Consider the following 18467-nt stretch of genomic DNA (forward strand, 5'->3'; position numbering starts at 1 on the left):
CGGTGCTCCTGCCTCTTTCTCGCGTCGCGCGCGCGTGCCAACCTGCGTGCGCTCGGACATTGCTTAGTGGGTCTGGGGTGCGGGTCCGGTGTCCCGCTCGTCGGCCGAACCCGGCCTGACGACAACTGTCCAAGGGTACGTGACCAGCGGCTACAGGGTCAAACCGGCCCCGGGCCGCAGGTCAGTCCGTGTGCATCGGCGGCCCGGCGGGTCGGCCGGCGGCGCGGCGACGCCGGGGCCGGGCAAAGGGCGACCCGTCGCCCTCGCGCGCGGAGTCATCGTCGGAGTCGGAATCCTCGTCCAGATCGTCGGTGTCGTCTATGTCGTCGGTGTCGTCGTCGGAGTCGTCGTCATCGCCGTCCAGGTCGAGGTCGTCGTCATCGCCGAGGTCCTCGTCGTCATCGTCGAGGTCGTCATCGTCGTCGAGGTCCTCGGCGTCCTCGTCGGTGCCCTCTTCGGCGCCCTCGAAGTCCTCCGGCCTGACAGCGGCCTCATCGGCATCGGCGACCTCGCGGGCCTCGTCCGTGACCTCGCCGTCACCGGGCTCCCCGGATTCCTCGCCCGCGTCGCCCTGTCCGGCCGCGGCCATCGCCTTGAACATCGGGTGCTCACCGGGAGCGTGCGCGGGCACCTTGGCCACGGCCGGCTCTTCGGCCCCCTTCTTTTTGGAGCGCCGGCTTCGGCGCCCGCCGGACTCGGACTTGCGCCCGTTCGACGGCGCCGAATCGACCGGATCGCCGTGCAGCAGGATGCCGCGGCCCCCGCAGTTCGGGCACGACGACGAGAACGCCTCGATCAGCCCGGTCCCCAGCCGCTTGCGGGTCAGCTGGACCAGGCCCAGCGACGTCACCTCGGATACCTGATGGCGGGTGCGGTCGCGGGCCAGCGCCTCGGTCAGCCGACGCAACACCAGGTCGCGGTTGGACTCCAGCACCATGTCGATGAAGTCGATGACCACGATGCCGCCGATGTCACGCAGCCGCAGCTGCCGCACGATCTCCTCGGCCGCCTCGAGGTTGTTTTTGGTGACGGTCTGCTCGAGGTTGCCCCCGGATCCGGTGAACTTGCCGGTGTTGACGTCGATCACCGTCATCGCCTCGGTCCGGTCGATCACCAGCGTGCCGCCCGACGGCAGCCACACCTTGCGGTCCATCGCCTTGGCGAGCTGCTCGTCGATGCGGTGCACCGCGAACACGTCCGGCCCAGTCGCATCCTCCGGCCCGGCGGCGGGAGCATACTTGGTCAGCTTCGAAACCAGTTCGGGAGCAACGGAATTCACGTACTCGTTGATGGTGTTCCACGCCTCGTCGCCGGACACGATCAGGCCGGCGAAGTCCTCGTTGAACAAGTCCCGGATGACCTTGACCAGCACGTCGGGCTCTTCGTAGAGCGACACTGCGGCACCGGCGGCCTTCTTTTTGGTCTCGGTCGCCTTGGCCTCGATCTGTTGCCAGCGTTCCTGCAGGCGACCGACATCGGTGCGGATGTCCTCCTCCTTGACCCCCTCGGACGCGGTGCGGATGATCACCCCGGCGTCCGACGGCACCACCTCGCGCAGGATCTCCTTCAGCCGCTGGCGTTCGGTGTCGGGCAGCTTGCGGCTGATCCCGGTCGACGACGCGCCCGGCACATAGACCAGGTAGCGCCCGGCCAGGGACACCTGCGTGGTCAGCCGGGCGCCCTTGTGCCCGACCGGGTCCTTGCTGACCTGGACCACGACGTAGTCGCCGGGCTTGAGGGCCTGCTCGATCTTGCGGTCGGACCCGCCCAGCCCGGCGGCCTCCCAGTTGACCTCGCCGGCGTAGAGCACGCCGTTGCGGCCGCGGCCGATGTCGACGAAGGCCGCCTCCATCGAGGGCAGCACGTTCTGCACGATCCCGAGGTAGATGTTGCCGACCAGAGACGCGGAGGCGGCGGAGGTCACGAAGTGTTCGACGACGATGCCGTCCTCGAGCACCGCGATCTGGGTGTATCGGGCGCCGGGGTGGGGCGGCTCGGTGCGGACCCGGTCGCGCACGATCATCGTCCGTTCGACGGCTTCGCGGCGCGCCAGGAACTCGGCCTCGGTCAGCACCGGTGGGCGCCGGCGGCCGGCGTCGCGCCCGTCGCGGCGGCGTTGCCGCTTGGCCTCCAGGCGGGTGGAGCCGTCGATGCCCTTGATCTCGGCGTTCCGGGAGCCCTTGGGGCCTTCCTCGGCGTCTCCACCATTTTTGCCGCCCCGCGCGGGGCGCTCGTGCACCACGGTGTTGGGCGGGTCGTCGGGCGACGGGGCCTCGTCGTTGTCGTCGCCGGCCCCCGACTTGCGCCGCCGGCGTCGCCGGCGGCGGCGAGTGGCACCCTCCGCACCGTTCTCGTCGTCGGTGTCGTCGTCGGTGTCGTCGGCGTCGTCGTCCTCGTCGCCGTCGTCACCGAAGTCCTGGCCGTCGGCTCCGCCCTGTTCGCCGCGGCCGCGTCCCCGCCCGCGGCGGCCGCGACGGCGCCGCCGGTTGGCCGGCCGGTCGCCCTGGTCGTCCTGATCATCCCGGTCGTCGTCGGTGTCGTCGGTGTCGTCTGAGTCGTCGCCGGCATCGCCGCGCTCGTCGGTGTCCCTCGGCTGCGGCGCGACGAACAGCGGCATGTACTGCGGCGGATCGGTCGGCGAGCCCGTCGCCGGCCGGGCCGCGGGCCGCGAGGTGACTGGGGCGGGTGCGCTGGAGAAGCCCGGAATGTGCTTCAGGGGCTTGGCGAAGATCAGGTCGCGCACGCGAAGCGCGTCCTCGCGGTCCACGCCGGAATGCACGCTGCGGGCCCGCCCGTCGAGCGTGGTGAGCGCCTCGAGGACCTCGGTGTTGGTGGCGCCCAGCGCCCGGGCCAGCTGATGGACCCTCAGGCGGTCCGGCAGGTCCTCATGCCGGCCCGGCTCGTGTGATGGGTCTGTGGGTGGCGCGCTGTCTACCACGTATTCTCCTTTAGCCCCCGGGCGCGTCGCTTCGACGCGGCCACGCGAGGGCTCGCTATGCGCCCGGGTCGCTTCTCCCAGGCTTGTGATGGTCTCGCCCCGGGCGGCTCAAGGTGAACCCACTCGGCGCCGTGCTGAATGTCGGCCTGACATGCGGCGCAACACCGCGGGATGGCGATGGTCGCGCTTGCCTAAGTCTTCATTCGGGTGTCCGACGCCGGTCCGGCGACGTTCACCCGCAGCCAGTATCCCACATCACCCGGCGTGCCCACCCGCACCCGAGCGGACCCGCGGCAAACCCCGCTAAACCTCGGGGAACCAGAGCGCGATCTCGCGCTTGGCCGAGTCGGGCGAATCGGACCCGTGCACCAGGTTGAGCTGCGTCTCCAGCCCGAAATCACCCCGGATCGTGCCGGGCGTGGCCTTTTCCACCGGGTCGGTGGCGCCGGCGACCTGCCGAAACGCGGCGATCGCGCGCGGTCCCTCCACGACCGCGGCCACCACCGGCCCCGAGGTGATGAACGCGAGCAACGACCCGAAGAAGGGCTTGCCCTCGTGCTCGGCGTAGTGCTGGGCGGCGAGTTCCTCCTCGACGTGCCGGAGCTGCAGCGCCGCGATGGTGAGGCCTTTTCGCTCGATGCGGCTGATGATCTCGCCGATCAGGTGGCGCTCGACGGCGTCAGGCTTGATCAGTACCAGCGTCCGTTCGGTCACGGCCGACAGCGTACAGAACGTGCTGGGGTTTCCCGCCGCCTTACTGCTGCCTGCGCCTGACCTCGGCCCGGAAGTACGCGATCGACGCCCACACCCCCGCGAACAGCACCCCGATGAACCCGATCCCCGGGTAGATCGCGAAGCCGGCGAGGACGACCACTTGCAGGCTCAGGTTCGCCCAGATCGCCCAGGGCCGGCGCTGCACCCCGGCCAGCAGGATCAGCGCCACGGCCAGGCCGACCAGGTAGGCCAGGGACGCGGCCGTCAGCCCGCCGCCGACGGCGCCCACCACCGGGATCGCCAGCAGCACCACGATCGCCTCCAGGATCAGCGTCGCGGCCATCACCGCCCCGAAGCTCTTCCACGGGTCGGCGGGCGGCGGGCTCTGGGCGGTCATGCCGGGTCCCGGCCGAACAGGGTGCGCGCGGCGCCGGCGGTGACGACGGAGCCCGTGACGACGATCCCGGTGCCGGAGGCCTCCCCCGCCTCGCTTTCCGCCGCGGCCTCGTCGACCAGGGCGGTCGCGACATCGATGGCGTCGCGCAGGTTTTCGGCCGCCGTTACCCGATCGGGCCCGAACCGCTCGCGCGCGGCCAGCGACAGCGCCTCGACGTCCAGTGCGCGCGGCGAGCCGTTGTGGGTCACGACGACGGCGTCGAACGCCGGCTCGAGCGCGGCGAGGATGCCGTCGACGTCCTTGTCGGCCAGCACGCTGAGCACGCCGACCAGGTAGCGGAAGTCGAATTCGGCGGCCAGCGCGTGTGTCAGCGCGGCCGCGCCGGCAGGGTTGTGGGCGGCGTCGATGAACACCGTGGGCGCGCTGCGCATGCGCTCCAGCCGGCCGGGGCTCGTGACCGCGGCGAAGCCGGCCCGGACCGCATCCACGTCGAGTTGGCGCTGCGCGCCCGCCCCGAAAAACGCCTCGACCGCCGCCAGAGCGGCCGCCGCGTTGTGCGCCTGGTGTTCGCCGTGCAGCGGCAGGTAGATGTCGGAGTACACCCCGCCGAGGCCCTGCAGCTGCAGGACCTGCCCGCCGACGGCGACCTGGCGGCCCAGCACCGCGAACTCCGAATCCTCGCGGGCGACCGCCGCGTCGGCGCGCACGGTCTGGGCCAGCAGCACCTCCATCGCCTCCGGCGCCTGGCGCGCGAGGACGGCCACGGTGTCGGGCGCGCCGTCGGGTGCCCGGTGGATGATGCCGGCCTTCTCCCCGGCGATGCCGGCGAGGTCGCCGCCGAGGTACTCGACGTGGTCGATGCCGACGGGGGTGATCACCGCCACCGGCGCGTTGATCACGTTGGTGGCGTCCCAGCGACCGCCCATGCCGACCTCGACCACCGCGACGTCCACGGGCGCGTCGGCGAACGCGGCGAACGCCATCGCGGTGAGGACCTCGAACTTACTCATCGCCGGGCCGCCGTCAGCTTGCGATTGCGCGTCGACCATCTGCGCGAACGGCTCGATCTCGCGGTACGTCGCCACATACTGGGCGGGGCTGATCGGCCGGCCGTCGATCGCGATGCGTTCGACCGCCGATTGCAGGTGGGGGCTGGTGGTGCGGCCGGTGCGCCGGTGCAGCGCGGTCACCAGCGCGTCGACCATCCGCGCCACCGAGGTCTTGCCGTTGGTGCCCGCGATGTGGATGGACGGGTAGCTCAGCTGCGGCGACCCCAGCAGGTCCATCAGCGCGCTGATCCGGGTCAGGCTCGGCTCGATGCGCGTTTCGGGCCAGCGTTGGTCCAGCAGATGCTCGACCTGCAGCAGGGACGCGATCTCGTCGGGTGTGGGAGGCACCAAACTCATTGCAGCGCGGCCAGCCTCGCGGTGATCCGATCGGCTTCCTCTTGCGCCACGCGCTGCCGGTCGCGGATCTTGGCGACGACGTGTTCGGGTGCCTTGCCGAGAAAATCATCGTTGGCCAGCTTGGCGGCCGTGGACGCCAGCTCCTTTTGCGCCGCGGACAGATCCTTTTCCAGGCGGCGACGCTCGGCCGCGACGTCGATGGTGCCCGAGGTGTCGATCTCGACGACCTTCGTCTCAGCGCCGAGGCGGATCTCCAGGGACGCCGAGGGATTGAAGCCGGGACCCGGTGCGGTCAGGGAGGTCAGGGCCATGACCTGTGCGCTCAGCTGACCGCCGCCGGCCAACTGGGCCGGCACCTTCTGGCGGTCCGCCAGACCCTGATCGCTGCGGAACCTGCGTATCTCGGTCACCTGCTTTTGCGTATCGCTAACCGACTGGGCCGCAACGGGATCCAGGCTGACCCCGGACGGTGCCGGCCAGTCGGCGATGACCAGCGACTCCGCACCGGTCAGCGCCTGCCAGAGCGCCTCGGTGACGAACGGGATGACCGGGTGCAGCAGCCGCAGCAGCGTGTCGAGCACCGCGGCCAGCACCGCGGTGGTGTGCGCGCGGCCCTCGGCGAGCTGGGTTTTGGCCAGTTCGACGTACCAGTCGCAGAATTCGTCCCAGGTGAAGTGGTAGAGCGATTCGCAGGCCCGGCTGAATTCGTAGCCGTCGAAGGCCGAATCGACCTCGGCGCGAACCTCTTCCAGGCGTCCCAGGATCCAGCGGTCGGCATCGGTCAGGTCGGTCGGGGGTGGTAACGGCGCCGGTGCGGCCCCGTTGAGCAGCGCGAAGCGGGTGGCATTGAACAGCTTTGTGACGAAACTGCGCGACGCCCGCACGGCGTCCTCGCCCACCGACAGGTCGCCGCCGGGGCTGGCACCGCGGGCCAGGGTGAACCGCACGGCGTCGGCCCCGTACGTCTCCATCCAGTCCAGCGGGTCGATGACGTTGCCCTTGGACTTGCTCATCTTGCGGCCGGATTCGTCACGGATCAGTCCGTGCAGAAAGACGTCGGTGAACGGCACCTGCGGGCCGCGGCGGCCGCCGAGCGTGATCGCGTCGTCGTCGCCGACGAAGGTGCCGAACATCATCATCCGCGCGACCCAGAAGAACAGGATGTCGTAGCCGGTGACCAGAACGCTTGTCGGATAGAACTTTTCCAGCTCGGGGGTTTTTTCCGGCCAGCCCAGCGTGGAGAACGGCCACAGCGCCGAGGAGAACCAGGTGTCGAGCACGTCGGGGTCCTGCTCCCAGCCCTCCGGCGGTGTCTCGTCCGGGCCGATGCACACCTGTTCGCCGTCGGGCCCATACCAGATCGGGATCCGATGGCCCCACCACAGCTGCCGCGAGATGCACCAGTCGTGCATGTCGTCGACCCAGGCGAACCAGCGGGGCTCCAGACTGGCGGGATGAATCACGGTGTCGCCGTTGCGGACCGCGTCGCCGGCGGCCTTCGCGAGCGATTCCACCCGGACCCACCATTGCAGCGACAGCCGCGGCTCGATCGGCTCGCCGCTGCGCTCGGAATGCCCGACGCTGTGCAAATAGGGCCGTTTCTCCTCGACGATCCGGCCCTGCGCGGCCAGGGCTTCGCGCACCGCGACGCGGGCCTCGAAGCGGTCCATCCCGTCGAATTGCGTTCCGGTGCCGCTGATTTTGCCCCCGGTGTCCATGATGGAGATCATCGGCAGCTCGTGACGCAGCCCGATGTCGAAGTCGTTGGGGTCGTGCGCGGGCGTGACTTTGACTGCGCCCGTGCCGAATTCGGGGTCCACGTGCTCGTCCGCGACGACGGCGAGCTGACGATCGACGAAGGGGTGCCGCAGGGTGGTTCCGACCAGGTCGCGGTAGCGCTCGTCGTCGGGATGGACGGCGATCGCGGTGTCGCCCAGCATCGTCTCGACCCGCGTGGTGGCCACCACGATGTGGGGGTGCGCGTCGTCCAGCGAGCCGTAGCGGAACGACACCAGCTCGCCCTCGACCTCGAGGTAGTTCACCTCGAGGTCCGAGATCGCGGTCTGCAGCACCGGTGACCAATTCACCAGGCGCTCGGCCCGGTAGATCAGCCCGCCGTCGTAGAGCCGCTTGAAGATGGTGCGCACCGCGCGCGACAGGCCCTCGTCCATGGTGAACCGGTCGCGACTCCAATCCACGCCGTCGCCCAGCCGGCGCATCTGCCCGCCGATGGCTCCACCGGACTCACGCTTCCAGTCCCACACCAAGGCGGCGAACTGCTCCCGACCGAAGTCCTCCTTGGTCTTGCCGTCGGCGGCAAGCTGCTTTTCCACCACACTCTGGGTTGCGATGCCGGCGTGATCGATGCCCGGCTGCCACAGCACCTCGTAGCCCTGCATGCGCTTGCGCCGGGTCAGCCCGTCCATCATGGTGTGTTCCAGCGCGTGGCCCATGTGCAGGCTGCCGGTCACGTTCGGCGGCGGCAGCACGATCGAGTAGCCGGGCCTGGCGCTGCTCGCATCCGCGGTGAAGTAGCCCGCATCCAGCCATTTCTGGTAGATCGCGCCCTCCATCGCGGCCGGATCCCACGACTTGGGCAGGTCGGCGGCGGGGCGGGGGGTGGCGGTCACCGGTCAATTCTAGGGAGCGCCGTTTGCCGGTGTGTAAGCGCCCGAAACCGCAGGTGATCCGCGCTTACCCGGCCAGGCGCTCGGTCCGCAGCGAGATCCCCGCGGCCGGGAATCGCGCCAGCAGCGCGTCACCCATCGCCGCGGCCGGCGTCAGCACCCCGGCCAGATCGGGAAGTTTGTCGCGGTCCAGCGCGAGCGCCAGTCCGCACTCCCCCAACAGCACCGAGGTGGCCTTGTAGCCCGGGTCGCCGCGCTGCTCCATGCGGGCCACGTAACGCGCGCCCGTTGTGGTCGTGGTGTAGGTCTCGATCTTGTAGAAGCCGCGTTCGCGGGTCTTCTCGCTAGGGCCGGTGCCGGGCTTGGGGAGGACCCGCTCGACCACGCGGCGCGGCAGGAACCGGAAGAATCGGCTGCCCAGCGCGAGCGTCGCGTTGCCGACGCCGCTGACGAGCGCCGAGGCCACCGGCGCGATGACCGACGATCCGACGCCCATGTTCTCCTCGTAGCGGAATCGCCGGCCGTACGCCCAGTCCAGCAGGGCGTTGCTGCGCCGCACGATCCGGGTGTTGTACGGGGCCATCATGAATCCCGCGGTCCACACGCCGGACAGTTCCGGCGCGATGTAGCGGCCCCGGCGCCACGGCAGGTCGGGCTGGCGGCCGAGCTCGGGTTCCGCGCCGCGATCGGTGCTCAGCGTGTAGGGGTCGGTGAGCAGGCGGCGCGCCTCGGGGTCGCTCGATGCGGCGGCCATGATTTCCACCCCCGACGCGATGGTGCCGCCGGACAGCCCGCCGGCCATCGAGCGCACCACGAAATGGGTGTCGCCGAGCTCGCCGGCGCCGTCGCCCTGGGCCACCCGGTATAGCGCATACACGCTCAAATCCGAGGGGACCGAGTCGAACCCGCAGGAGTGCACGATGCGCGCGCCGGTGTCGGCGGCCTGCTTGTGGTGCAGGTCGATGCTTTCGCGGACGAACAGCGCCTCGCCGGTCAGGTCGGCGTAGTCGGTGCCGGCAGCGGCGCAGGCGGCCACCAGCGGCAGTCCGTAGCGCATGTAGGGCCCCACGGTCGTGACGACGACGCGCGTGCGGGCGGCCATCTCGTCCAGGGTCGACGGCGACGAGGCGTCGGCGGTCACGATCGGCCAGTCCCGCGCGGATTCGCCCAGGGTGTCGCGAACGGCGCGCAGCCGGTCCGGCGACCTGCCGGCCAGCGCGATCCGCGCGCCCGCCCCAGCGCGAGCCAGGTATTCGGCGGTCAGCTTGCCGACGAAGCCGGTCGCCCCGTACAGCACGATGTCGAACTCGCGCGGCGTTGCGGTCATTGGGCCGACGCTACTCCGGGGATCGCGGGCTAAGTTCAGGCCATGGCGCCGCGAATCCTGGTGATCGGGGCCGGCATCGCGGGCCTGGCGACCGCCGTCGCGCTGCAGAGGCGGGGTCACGAGGTCAGAGTCATCGAAGAGCGCACCGACACCTCGACCGGCGCCGCCATCAGCATCTGGCCCAACGCGCTGGCGGCACTCGACACCCTCGAGCTCGGTGACGCGGTCCGTGCCGCCGGCGGCCGTGTCACCGCGGGCGCGTTGCGCTGGCGCGACGGTTCCTGGCTGCGTCACCCCGCAGCCGAGCGATTGGTCAGCGCACTCGGCGAGCCGTTGGTCGTCGTACAGCGCTCGGTGCTGCGCGACGTCCTCCTCGCGGGGGTCCGCGAGGGCACGGTCGAGCGCGGGGTGGCGGCCACCGGGGTCGTTGCCGCCGCCGGCGGGGTGCGGATCGGATTGTCGGACGGCACGGTCCGTGATGTCGACGCCGTGATCGGGGCCGACGGCATCGGCTCGATGGTCTCGCACTGGCTCAACGGCCCGCTGACCCACCGCTACGTGGGCTACACGGCCTGGCGCGGGATCGCCGCCTGCGCCATGGACCCGGTGCTGGCAGGCGAGACGCTCGGACCCGGGGTGGAGGTCGGCCACGTCCCGATGGGAGGCGACCGCACGTACTGGTTCGCTACCGAACGCGCGCCCGAGGGGCGGCTGTCGCCCGAGGGAGAGCTGCACTACCTGCGGGCGAAGCTGGCCGGCTGGCCCGAACCCATCCCGAGCTTGCTGGCGGCCACGCCGCCCGCCGACGTCTTGCGCAACGACCTCTACGACCGTGACTCCGCCCGGCACTGGGCACGCGGAGCGGTGGTGCTCGTCGGCGACGCGGCACATCCGATGCGCCCGCATCTGGGCCAGGGCGGCTGTCAGGGGTTGGAGGACGCGGCGATTCTGGGGGCCTTCGTCGAACGGACCACCGACCTGCCGACGGCTTTCGCCCGGTTCGCCGCATTCCGCCGGCCGCGGACCCGGTCCCTGGTGCGCGAGTCGGCGTTGATCGGCCGGGTTATCAACCTGCGGCCGGCGTTGCTCAGTGCCGCCGCCAGCCGCGCGACCGCGCTCGTGCCCGAATCCCTGTTCACCCGGCATCTGGCAACGGTGGCGGCGCGGTCGGCCTTCGTCTTACCCACCTGAGCCGCGCAGACGACAAAGCGCCGGGCCTGAGGCCCGGCGCTCTGTCGCTACTACGTGTGGTCAGCCGCGGCGGCCGCAGACCGGCCAGGCCCCGATGCCCTGCGAGTGCAGCACGTTCTCGGCCACCCGGATCTGCTCCTCGCGGCTCGCGTTGGCCGGCGACCCGGCGCCGCCGTTGGAGTGCCAGGTGCTCGAGGTGAACTGCAGGCCACCGGAGAAACCGTTGCCGGTGCTGATCCCCCAGTTGCCGCCCGACTCGCACTGCGCGATGGCGTCCCAGTTGACGCTGTACGCCTGGTGCACCGGCGGCGGCGGGACGTCCGGGCCCGGCGGCGGCGGAACGTTCGGGTCGAAGCCCGCGGGGGCCGGCGGCGGGGCGTCCGGGCCCGGCGGCGGCGGCGGAACGTTCGGGTCGAAGCCCACCGGCGCGGGAGGCACGTCGGCGCCGTCCATCGGCGCCAGAGCGTCCGGAACCGGGGGCGGCGGGGGAACGTTCGGGTCGAAGCCGACGGGAGCCGGCGCGGGGGCGTCGGGAGCCGGGGGCGGGGGCGCGTCGGGGGCGGCCTCGGCGGCGGGAACGTTCGGGTCCAGGCCCATCGGTTCGGCGGTGGCGGTGGCGGAAGGCACCGTCACCAGCGTGCCCGTGATCGCGGCGAGGATGAGCGTCTTGCGGACGTTCTTCAAATTTCTTCCTTTCGCGGTGCGCGCGCGCCAAAACAGACCCACAGACGTCGGTCAGGGGCTTGGTTGGTGCGGAATAAGTGCTTCGGGACGTGCCGTCTCGTTCTGGCACGACAGCGGCGGGCTCGATGTGCCCGGCGGGCTAGTACTACCCGCCGGCCGCGGCGCGGTCCTTACCTCATGGCCGCCCGCAGCCCCGCTCGCACGCGGGTCCGTGGATTCACTTTTCGATTACTTTTCGGCTAACCCGTTTCGGGCCAACACGGACCGTACGAAACCGGATCGCATTCGTCATCTTCAGAAAATCGATATCTCGGTTCGATAACGGAGCGATTACGGCGGGGTCCCGAGGTAATCCGTACAGGTCAGGCGCGTGATTTCGCGCGGGGCTCGGCGGCGGGCAAAACAACCAAATCGTGAGCCGAATCACGCACATTTTGTGAGCTGGCCCACGCCCTCACGACGTTTGAGTCAGCCCCGTGCGGCCCGTAATCACCGCGCGTAGGCGGTCGCGAACCGGCGCACACTACAACAAGATACGTTCGATCCGACAACCGACCCCCCGACGTGGACGATCCCGCCGAGTTGCTGTTCGAACACACCGTGCGGCAGGGCTTTTGGGCGGTGCGACGCGAATTGACGGCTACGGCATAATGTTTCGGCACGCCGGCCGCGGACTCGCATTCCCGGCGCGCCGCAACCGAAGTCGTGCACCGGGGAACGAAAGCCGCTCTGCGCCAACGAGGTTCGAATACAAGGGGCGACCGTCCAATGACGAATCCCAATAGATAGAGTTGCTTTATGCCCGAGGCAACCGAATTACCGCAAATTGTTAATTAGCGTGAATTCTTATAACGAAAAGCTTTCTCGGCCCTATTTCACAAATAGGACCGCCGCTACACCCGTACGGCGGCCCGCAGTTCGGCGTCGGTGTTGACGTTGGTGAGCGGACGCGAATCCGGCAGGACGATCTGCTGCGCGTCGGAGGCGTCGATCAGGGCGCTCATCTTCCGTTGACCGGCCGCGACCAACGCGTCGATCCGCTCGGCCAGGTCGGTCCGGTACACCGCGGCCAGGTAGTGGCTGCGGCCGTCCCAGGGCAGCACCACCTCCGCGTCGGTCTCGGTGGCCAGTCGGACGAGGTCGTCGATCAGTTCGGCGGTCAGCAGCGGCATGTCGACGGCGCAGACGAAGGCGAATCGGGCGCCGGCCTCGGCGGCCGCGCGCAGCCCGCGCCCGCTCGCCGGCAGCGGTCCGAGCCCCCGCACGTCGTCGCGCAGGACGCGGGCCTGCAGCGAGGGCAACGGCTGTCCCGGCGCGGCCACCACGAAAATCGGCTCGCAGCGCTGCGCGACGACGCCGACGACGTACTCGGCCAGCGTGGTGGCCCCGTCGGGGCCCGGCAGGGTGGCCTTGTCGCGGCCCATCCGCCGCGACTCGCCGCCAGCGAGAATTACCCCGGCCAGTGCAGGGTCGGGCACGACCTGGGCCACGTCAGTCGACGGTCCAGGTGTCGCGCCCGCGCAGCAGCGATTGCAGCGCGGCGGAGTCGAACGGCTTCGACGCCTGCGCGGCGCGGATCTGCGAGCGCGCCGCGTCGTCGTAGGTGGGCCGGCTGATGTTGCGGAAGATGCCCAGCACGGTGTGCTCGAGGTTCTGATCCGACAGCCGCGACAGCGCGAACGCGTAGGCCGAGTCGTCGGCGTGGGCGTCGTGCACGACGATCTCGTCGACGTTCACGTCGGCGGTCTTGGCCACCTCCAGGCTGAAGCCCGACTTCACCACGCAGTATTCGCCGTTGCCGCCGAACACGATCGGCTCGCCATGGTGGACGTTGATCACCCGCTCCTCGGCACCCTCCTTGCGCAGCGCGTCGAACGAGCCGTCGTTGAAAATCGGGCAGTCCTGCAGGATTTCGACGACGGCGGCGCCCCGGTGCTCGGCGGCGGCGCGCAGCACCTCGGTCAGCCCGTTGCGGTCGGAGTCCAGCGCGCGCCCGACGAAGGTCGCCTCGGCGCCCAGCGCCAGCGACACCGGGTTGAACGGCTGGTCGAGCGAACCCATCGGCGTCGACTTGGTGACCTTGCCGACCTCCGACGTGGGCGAGTACTGGCCCTTGGTCAGGCCGTAGATCCGGTTGTTGAACAGCAGGATGGTGATGTTGACGTTGCGGCGCAGCGCGTGGATGAGGTGGTTGCCGCCGATCGACAACGCGTCACCGTCGCCGGTGACCACCCACACCGAGAGGTCCTCGCGGGCCAGCGCCAGGCCGGTGGCGATGGCCGGCGCGCGCCCGTGGATCGAGTGGAACCCGTAGGTCTCGAGGTAGTACGGGAACCGGCTGGAGCAGCCGATGCCGCTGATGAAGACGATGTTCTCGCGACGGAGCCCCAGTTCGGGCAGGAAGTTGCGAATGGTGTTGAGGATGACGTAGTCACCGCAGCCCGGGCACCAGCGCACCTCCTGGTCGCTGGTGAAGTCCTTGCCCTTCTGCGGCGCGTCCTCCGCAGACACCGTGGGCACGCCGTCGTTCTTCTTCAGCCTCGGCGTCAGGCCGAGGTCCGTCCCCGCCAGATCGCCGCCCATCGTGTTCGTCACGCGCTAGCTCCCGCTCCAACCGTTGCTGCCGCCATTCTGGCGACCATCTTCTTGTCCTGCTCGATTTCGGCCAATGTGCCGCCCAGCGCGGCACGGATGATGCGCCCGATCTCGTCGGCGAGGAACGCCAGGCCGTGGACCTTGGTGACCGATTGCACGTCGACCAGGTACCTGCCCCGCAGCACCAACGCCAACTGGCCCAGGTTCATTTCCGGGCACACCACCATCGGGTAGCGCCGCAGCACGTCGCCGAGATTGGCCGGGAACGGGCTGAGGTGGCGCAGGTGGGCATGGGCGACCTTGATCCCCTTGCGTCGCGCGCGCCGGCAGGCCTCGCCGATCGGGCCGTAGGAGCTGCCCCACCCGATCAGCAGCAACTCGGCGTCGCCCGTCGGGTCGTCGACCTCCAGATCCGGCACGGCGATCCCGTCGATCTTGGCCTGACGCAACCGGACCATGAGGTCGTGGTTGACCGGCTCGTAGGAAATGGCACCGGAGCCGTTCGCGGCCTCCAGGCCGCCGATGCGGTGCTCGAGGCCCGGGGTGCCCGGGACGGCGAATTGCCGGGCCAGCGTTTCCGGGTCGCGCGCATACGGCTGGAAGGGCTCGTCGGGTTTGGCGAAGGCGTGCGTGATCGGTTGCAGCGAACCGACATCGGGGATTCGCCACGGCTCCGAGCCGTTGGCGATGGCGCCGTCGGACAGCACGATCACCGGGGTGTGATACGAGACCGCGATGCGCACGGCCTCGATGGCGGTCTGGAAGCAGTCGGACGGCGAGCGGGGCGCCACCACGGCCACCGGGGATTCCCCGTTGCGCCCGTACAGGGCCTGCAGCAGGTCGGCCTGCTCGGTCTTGGTGGGCAACCCCGTCGACGGCCCGCCGCGCTGCACGTCCACGACGAGCAGCGGCAGCTCGGTCATCACCGCGAGGCCCAGCGCTTCCGACTTCAGCGAAATGCCGGGGCCGGACGTGCTGGTGACGCCCAGGGCGCCGCCGTAGGAGGCGCCGATCGCCGCGCAGATACCGCCGATTTCGTCTTCGGCCTGGAAGGTGATCACGTTGAAGTTCTTGTGCTTGGACAGCTCGTGCAGAATGTCCGACGCGGGCGTGATCGGGTAGCTGCCGAGCACGACCTGGATGCCGGAAAGCTGGCCGGCCGCGACGATCCCGTAGGCCAGCGCCGTGTTGCCCGAGATCTGCCGGTATTCGCCCGACGGCAGGGTCGCCCGGGACACCTCGTAGGTGGTGCCGAACGCCTCGGTGGTCTCGCCGTAGTTCCAGCCCGCCTTGAGCGCGAGCACGTTGGCCTCCGCGATGTCGGGCTTGCGGGCGAACTTCTCCCGGATGAAGCTCTCGCTGGCCTCGATGGGCCGCCCGTACATCCAGGACAAAAGGCCAAGCGCGAACATGTTTTTGGCGCGCTGGCCGTCCTTCTTCGACGCGCCCATCGCCTCGACGGCCCCGAGCGTCAGGGTGGTCATGGCCACGGAGTGCACGACGTAGTCGGACAACTCGTCGGACTCCAGCGGGTTGGTGACGTAGCCCACCTTCGTCAGGTTGCGCTTGGTGAACTCGTCGGAGTTCGCGATCACCATCCCGCCCCGCGGCAGGTCGCCGATGTTGGCCTTGAGCGCTGCCGGGTTCATCGCGACCAGGACGTCGGGGCGGTCGCCGGCGGTCAGGATGTCGTAGTCGGCAATCTGAATCTGGAACGACGAGACGCCCGGCAATGTGCCTGCGGGGGCGCGGATCTCGGCGGGATAGTTGGGCTGGGTCGCCAGGTCGTTACCGAAAAGCGCTGCCTCCGATGTGAACCGGTCGCCGGTGAGTTGCATGCCGTCGCCGGAGTCCCCGGCGAATCGGATGACGACTTGTTCCAGACGCTGGCGTTCGGATCCATTCCGAGACGAGCCGTTCTGGGAATCAGCCCCGGCTCCGCTGCCGTTCGGATCCACGTATCCGCCTTCCATTCGCTATCCGGATAGGCACTCCGCTGGAGCTTTAGGGTACGCGCCATCGGAGCGAGTCCCGCGGCCTCGAGCTTTTGTGTCACTAGCAGTACCAATTATGGCACTCCTTTTAGGTGAGCATGGGCGTCTCGAAAGCATTGCAAACAGCGGTTTTGCGGCTAACTCCGAAGTCAGGGACGAAATGTCGCCCGCGAAATCCAAACTGTGGTGTTGGTCACGTCCTTGCGGGCCCGGGCGTCTCAGGCACGAAGCCGATCGACCCCCGGTCCCAATGGTGGGTCAGCAGAAGGTAAGTCGACAGGTACGGACGCAGCCCGTCCCGCCGCATCGGGCCGCAGGAAGGTCAACCGGTCCAGTGCAGGGCACGCTTCAATCGCGGCAACCGCGGAGGGGCAGTCGAAGCGTCAGGAGGCCCGAGCCTCAAGATGTCAGGCGGTCTTGTCGCGGCGCTCGCTGCGCGACGGCTTGCGCGGCACGATCGTCGGCAGCACGTTGTCCTGCACCGTCTCCTTGGTCACCACGACCTTGGCGACGTCGTCGCGGCTGGGGATGTCATACATCACCGGCAGCAGGACCTCTTCCATGATCGCCCGCAAACCACGGGCGCCGGTGCCGCGGTGGATGGCCTGATCGGCAATCGCCTCCAGCGCGTCGTCGGTGAACTCCAGCTCCACGCCGTCCATTTCGAACAGCCGGGTGTACTGCTTGACCAACGCGTTCTTCGGCTCGGACAGGATCTTGACCAACGACTCCATGTCCAGGTTGGTCACCGAGGCCACCACCGGCAGTCGCCCGATGAACTCGGGGATCAGGCCGAACTTGATCAGGTCCTCGGGCATCACGTCGGCGAAGTGGTCGGTGGTGTCGATCTCGGCCTTGGAGCGGACCTCGGCGCCGAAGCCCAGGCCGCGCTTGCCGACCCGCTCGTAGATGATCTTCTCCAGCCCGGCGAACGCCCCCGCGACGATGAACAGCACGTTGGTGGTGTCGATCTGGATGAACTCCTGGTGCGGGTGCTTGCGCCCGCCCTGCGGGGGCACCGAGGCCTGGGTGCCCTCGAGGATCTTCAGCAGCGCCTGCTGCACGCCCTCGCCGGACACGTCGCGGGTGATCGACGGGTTCTCGCTCTTGCGGGCGATCTTGTCCACCTCGTCGATGTAGATGATGCCGGTCTCGGCGCGCTTGACGTCGTAGTCGGCGGCCTGGATGAGCTTGAGCAAGATGTTCTCGACGTCCTCGCCGACGTAGCCGGCCTCGGTCAGCGCGGTGGCGTCGGCGATGGCGAACGGCACGTTGAGCATCTTGGCCAGCGTCTGCGCCAGGTAGGTCTTGCCGCAGCCGGTGGGCCCGAGCATCAGGATGTTGGACTTGGTCAGCTCCACCGGCTCGGAGCGCGAGTCGCGCCCCTTCTCCCCGGCCTGAATCCGCTTGTAGTGGTTGTAGACCGCGACGGCCAGCGTCCGCTTGGCGGTGTCCTGCCCGATGACGTAGCCCTCCAGGAAGTCCCGGATCTCCGCGGGCTTGGGCAGTTCGTCGAGCTTGACGTCGTCGGCGTCGGCGAGTTCCTCTTCGATGATCTCGTTGCACAGATCGATGCACTCATCGCAGATGTACACACCGGGGCCAGCAATGAGTTTCTTGACTTGCTTCTGGCTCTTCCCGCAGAACGAGCACTTCAGCAAGTCACCGCCGTCTCCGATGCGCGCCATGGTGCTGAGGGCCTACTTTCTGGTTGCTTCCTCGTGGCCTGTCGTCTTACTGTGCCGCGTTTTCCCCGACGCTACCCGCTTGCTCGGGCCCCCCGCGACCATTACGTCGAATCGCGTTGTTGGTATTCATGCGTGTCGTCTGAATGAAACATATAGGCAGACGGCGCTCGTCACTCGCGGAGACGCGCAATCCGTGCCTCTGGCGTGTCGCGGTCGTTACCCGTTCGAGTCTGGGCGCTCCAACAACCCTACAGTTACCAAGTGGGATTGGCTGGCCGGTTTTGGGGGCCCACCGGATCCATGCTGATCAGCGACGGCGGCCTGGCCACCGAGCTGGAGACGCGCGGGCACGACCTGTCCGACCCGTTGTGGTCGGCCACGCTGCTGGCCGACGCGCCGCGGGAGATCGTCGCCGTGCACGCCGCGTATTTTCCGCCGGTGCCGTGATCGCGACGACGGCCAGCTACCAGGCGTCGTTCGAGGGGTTCGCGGCCCACGGGATCGGCCGGCGCGACGCCGCCGCCCTGTTGCGGCGCAGCGTCGAGCTCGCGCGGACCGCGCGCGACAACATCGGCGCGGCAGGTCTCCGCGTCGCCGCGTCGATCGGCCCGGCGCTGGCCGACGCGTTCGCGGTGGCGGCCGGAGTCGACGAGATCGTGGCGGTCGGCGTCAACTGCTGCGCGCCCGGCGACGTGCTGCCCGCGATCGAGGCGGCGTCGTCGGTCGGCAAGCCGGTGATCGTCTATCCCAACAGCGGCGAGCGCTGGGACGGGCGGGGTTGGGCCGGTCCGCGGACCTTGACGACGGAGCTGGCGGCGCGATGGGTCTCGGCCGGCGCGCGCATCGTGGGCGGCTGCTGCCGCGTGGGCCCCGCTGATATCGCCGCCGTGGCGGCGGCGCTGTAGC

The 18467-nt window shown here is 69.5% G+C and carries 12 protein-coding genes and 1 pseudogene; 2 read left to right on the forward strand and 11 right to left on the reverse strand.

Features of this window, described 5'->3' with window-relative positions; genetic code table 11:
• Positions 1–181: 181 nt before the first annotated feature.
• The 6 genes from rne to AC5Y43_RS13150 all read right to left on the reverse strand — a co-directional run bounded on the left by rne (position 182) and on the right by AC5Y43_RS13150 (position 9409).
• Positions 182–2938 (reverse strand): ribonuclease E, encoded by a 2757-nt coding sequence (gene rne, locus AC5Y43_RS13125; protein ID WP_499973001.1) that lies wholly within the window; start codon positions 2936–2938, stop codon positions 182–184.
• Between the two features lie 303 nt (positions 2939–3241).
• A complete protein-coding gene (ndk, locus tag AC5Y43_RS13130; protein ID WP_499973004.1) occupies positions 3242–3652 on the reverse strand; it encodes a nucleoside-diphosphate kinase in 411 nt (136 codons plus the stop codon).
• Between the two features lie 40 nt (positions 3653–3692).
• Positions 3693–4049: a DUF4233 domain-containing protein gene (locus AC5Y43_RS13135; RefSeq protein WP_499973006.1), complete on the reverse strand. Its 357-nt coding sequence runs from the start codon at positions 4047–4049 to the stop codon at positions 3693–3695.
• The gene (folC, locus tag AC5Y43_RS13140) at positions 4046–5455 is read right to left on the reverse strand and encodes a bifunctional tetrahydrofolate synthase/dihydrofolate synthase (protein ID WP_499973007.1); all 1410 of its coding nucleotides are present in this window, start codon (positions 5453–5455) and stop codon (positions 4046–4048) included. The genes AC5Y43_RS13135 and folC overlap by 4 nt, the downstream gene beginning before the upstream one ends.
• Positions 5452–8085: a valine--tRNA ligase gene (locus AC5Y43_RS13145; protein WP_499973009.1), complete on the reverse strand. Its 2634-nt coding sequence runs from the start codon at positions 8083–8085 to the stop codon at positions 5452–5454. The genes folC and AC5Y43_RS13145 overlap by 4 nt, the downstream gene beginning before the upstream one ends.
• A gap of 64 nt (positions 8086–8149) precedes the next feature.
• A complete protein-coding gene (locus tag AC5Y43_RS13150) occupies positions 8150–9409 on the reverse strand; it encodes a saccharopine dehydrogenase family protein (RefSeq protein ID WP_499973011.1) in 1260 nt (419 codons plus the stop codon).
• A 42-nt stretch (positions 9410–9451) separates the two neighbouring features.
• Here AC5Y43_RS13150 and AC5Y43_RS13155 point away from each other — a divergent pair, with 42 nt between their 5' ends.
• On the forward strand, positions 9452–10600 hold the full coding sequence (locus AC5Y43_RS13155; protein WP_499973013.1) for an FAD-dependent oxidoreductase: 1149 nt from the start codon (positions 9452–9454) through the stop codon (positions 10598–10600).
• A gap of 60 nt (positions 10601–10660) precedes the next feature.
• On the opposite strand, the gene AC5Y43_RS13160 is transcribed toward AC5Y43_RS13155, so the two are convergent.
• From AC5Y43_RS13160 to clpX, 5 genes are all read right to left on the reverse strand, one after another.
• The gene (locus tag AC5Y43_RS13160; RefSeq protein ID WP_499973017.1) at positions 10661–11284 is read right to left on the reverse strand and encodes a transglycosylase family protein; all 624 of its coding nucleotides are present in this window, start codon (positions 11282–11284) and stop codon (positions 10661–10663) included.
• Positions 11285–12177: 893 nt separating this feature from the next.
• Positions 12178–12774 (reverse strand): molybdenum cofactor guanylyltransferase, encoded by a 597-nt coding sequence (mobA, locus tag AC5Y43_RS13165; RefSeq protein WP_499973019.1) that lies wholly within the window; start codon positions 12772–12774, stop codon positions 12178–12180.
• A gap of 1 nt (position 12775) precedes the next feature.
• Entirely contained in the window at positions 12776–13867 is a 1092-nt protein-coding gene (locus AC5Y43_RS13170; RefSeq protein ID WP_499973420.1) for a 2-oxoacid:ferredoxin oxidoreductase subunit beta, read from the reverse strand.
• Positions 13868–13875: 8 nt separating this feature from the next.
• On the reverse strand, positions 13876–15837 hold the full coding sequence (locus tag AC5Y43_RS13175; protein ID WP_499973020.1) for a 2-oxoacid:acceptor oxidoreductase subunit alpha: 1962 nt from the start codon (positions 15835–15837) through the stop codon (positions 13876–13878).
• A 443-nt stretch (positions 15838–16280) separates the two neighbouring features.
• Positions 16281–17561: an ATP-dependent Clp protease ATP-binding subunit ClpX gene (clpX, locus tag AC5Y43_RS13180; protein WP_499973022.1), complete on the reverse strand. Its 1281-nt coding sequence runs from the start codon at positions 17559–17561 to the stop codon at positions 16281–16283.
• 300 nt (positions 17562–17861) lie between these two features.
• On the opposite strand from clpX, the pseudogene AC5Y43_RS13185 reads away from it, so the two are divergent.
• Positions 17862–18466: pseudogene (locus tag AC5Y43_RS13185) on the forward strand (homocysteine S-methyltransferase family protein).
• Position 18467 lies beyond the last annotated feature (1 nt).

Source organism: Mycobacterium sp. NGS57 (assembly GCF_059812405.1).

What these genes read in the sequence shown, in the direction of transcription:
- folC (WP_499973007.1), bottom strand. Translation starts at nt 5,455, where the DNA reads ATGAGTTTGGTGCCTCCCACACCCGACGAGATCGCGTCCCTGCTGCAG.
- clpX (WP_499973022.1), bottom strand. Translation starts at nt 17,561, where the DNA reads ATGGCGCGCATCGGAGACGGCGGTGACTTGCTGAAGTGCTCGTTCTGC.
- AC5Y43_RS13155 (WP_499973013.1), top strand. Translation starts at nt 9,452, where the DNA reads ATGGCGCCGCGAATCCTGGTGATCGGGGCCGGCATCGCGGGCCTGGCG.
- AC5Y43_RS13170 (WP_499973420.1), bottom strand. Translation starts at nt 13,867, where the DNA reads ATGGGCGGCGATCTGGCGGGGACGGACCTCGGCCTGACGCCGAGGCTG.
- AC5Y43_RS13135 (WP_499973006.1), bottom strand. Translation starts at nt 4,049, where the DNA reads ATGACCGCCCAGAGCCCGCCGCCCGCCGACCCGTGGAAGAGCTTCGGG.
- AC5Y43_RS13150 (WP_499973011.1), bottom strand. Translation starts at nt 9,409, where the DNA reads ATGACCGCAACGCCGCGCGAGTTCGACATCGTGCTGTACGGGGCGACC.